At 42.2% G+C, this 1,496-nt stretch carries 4 protein-coding genes; 2 read left to right on the top strand and 2 right to left on the bottom strand.

Annotated features, from left to right (window positions below; translation table 11 throughout):
* Nucleotides 1-308: tRNA (adenosine(37)-N6)-dimethylallyltransferase (locus SMIDD26_RS02385; protein WP_280630506.1), on the bottom strand; the 308-nt coding region annotated here is incomplete at its 3' end.
* Between the two features lie 120 nt (nt 309-428).
* Here SMIDD26_RS02385 and SMIDD26_RS02380 point away from each other — a divergent pair.
* Both SMIDD26_RS02380 and SMIDD26_RS11335 read left to right on the top strand, forming a co-directional pair.
* Nucleotides 429-599, top strand: a complete 171-nt coding sequence (locus tag SMIDD26_RS02380; RefSeq protein WP_001051780.1) for a DUF3042 family protein — start codon at nt 429-431, stop codon at nt 597-599.
* Between the two features lie 13 nt (nt 600-612).
* Complete coding sequence (locus tag SMIDD26_RS11335) at nt 613-813, top strand: hypothetical protein (RefSeq protein ID WP_134990113.1); 201 nt, start codon at nt 613-615, stop codon at nt 811-813.
* Here SMIDD26_RS11335 and SMIDD26_RS02375 read toward each other — a convergent pair.
* On the bottom strand, nt 810-1,496 hold a 687-nt coding region (locus SMIDD26_RS02375; RefSeq protein WP_246746859.1), incomplete at its 5' end, for a thymidylate synthase. The genes SMIDD26_RS11335 and SMIDD26_RS02375 overlap by 4 nt on opposite strands.

The following is a 1,496-nucleotide window of genomic DNA, read 5'->3' as shown; positions in this document are numbered from 1 at the left end:
AGTCCAGTCCCACCAGCGATAATAGCTAACTTGCCACGACTGTGAATATCCTCAATAGCCATCTTAGCTTCTGAAACAAAATCAAAAGCCGAGTAAGACTCGGTTACCTCTCTAACATCGATTAAATGATGAGGAACAGTTGCCTGCTCTTCTGGACTAGCCTTAGCCGTTCCAATATCCAGACCTCGATAGACTTGCTGGCTATCTCCACTAACCACTTCGCCATTAAAACTATTAGCCACTTCAATGGCAAGGGCTGTTTTTCCAACAGCAGTCGGTCCAACAATCACAATTATTTTTGTTTTCATCTTTTTTCCTTGAAAAATTCCCATTTTTTCGTTACTATTATTATAACACAAAAAGGTCAGTCAGAAAAATGTGACCTCTTGAAGAGGCTGGCTGATATAGAATATAAAGGAGGAAGACTCATGGCTAAAGGATTCGCTAAAGGTCTTGTAACAGGTGTCGCAGGAACTGTCGCTGCCGTTGCAGGTGCAGTATACGCATTTAAAAAGAAAGTAATCGAACCAGAAGAGCAAAAAGCAGCTTTCATCGAAGAAAACCGTAAAAAAGCAGCTCGTCGCCGCGTATCACGTTAAAAAACAAAAGAAGTTGGGATTATTCTCAACTTCTTTTTTCTATTATTTTATGCTCAATGAAAATCAAAGAGCAACTAGGAAGCTAGCCACAGGCTGCTCAAAACACTGTTTTGAGGTTGCGGATAGAACTGACGAAGTCAGCTCAAAACATGCTTTTGATGTTGTTGATGAAGCGACGCTGACGTGGTTTGAAGAGATTTTCGAAGAGTATTAAATAGCTAGGTCAAACTTCAACTGCGGCTTGACAGGGTCATAATTCACCAACTCAAAATCTTCTGCTTTGATATCAAAGAAACTAGTCCCATCAGGAACATTTAAAACCAAACGTGGTTGGCAGTTTGACGGCTCACGACGAAGCAATTCCTGAGCTTGTTCAAATTGATTATCATAGATATGGAGGTTGTTGATAAAGTAGAAGAACTTCCCAACCTTCCAGCCGAAATGCTTGGCAATCATCATTTGAAGAGCCACATACTGCATAGCATTGATATGGTGGGCTACCAACATATCATTCGAACGCTGAGTCAAGGTTGCATCCAGATAGATTTCTCCATCTACACGGCGGACATCAAACATGGTCTGAAAGGCGCATGGGAGGAGGCCGTCCGTCTCATCAAAAGCTTGGTAATCCCAAAGGGAGATAATGTTGCGACGGTTCCAAGGGTTGGCTTCCAACTGTTTGAGAATCTTGTTAATGATGTCATGCTTTTTAACGACGGCACCATAGCGCTCACCAATGGTTCCTGTATCTCCCACTTCCCAGTCATTCCAGTAGTGAACATTGTACTTGTCATTAAGCACTTCTAAGCTATTTGACTGGTCTTGGTAGATCCAGAGAACTTCTTTGATAGCTGATTTGATGGCAATGGGACGCAAAGTTGTGATGGGGAATTCCCC

It is taken from the genome of Streptococcus mitis, from assembly GCF_001579035.1.
GTDB classification, from domain to species: Bacteria; Bacillota; Bacilli; order Lactobacillales; family Streptococcaceae; genus Streptococcus; species Streptococcus mitis_J.
Note: the sequence above shows the minus strand (reverse complement) of the source record. Positions and strands in the feature narration are given on the sequence as shown.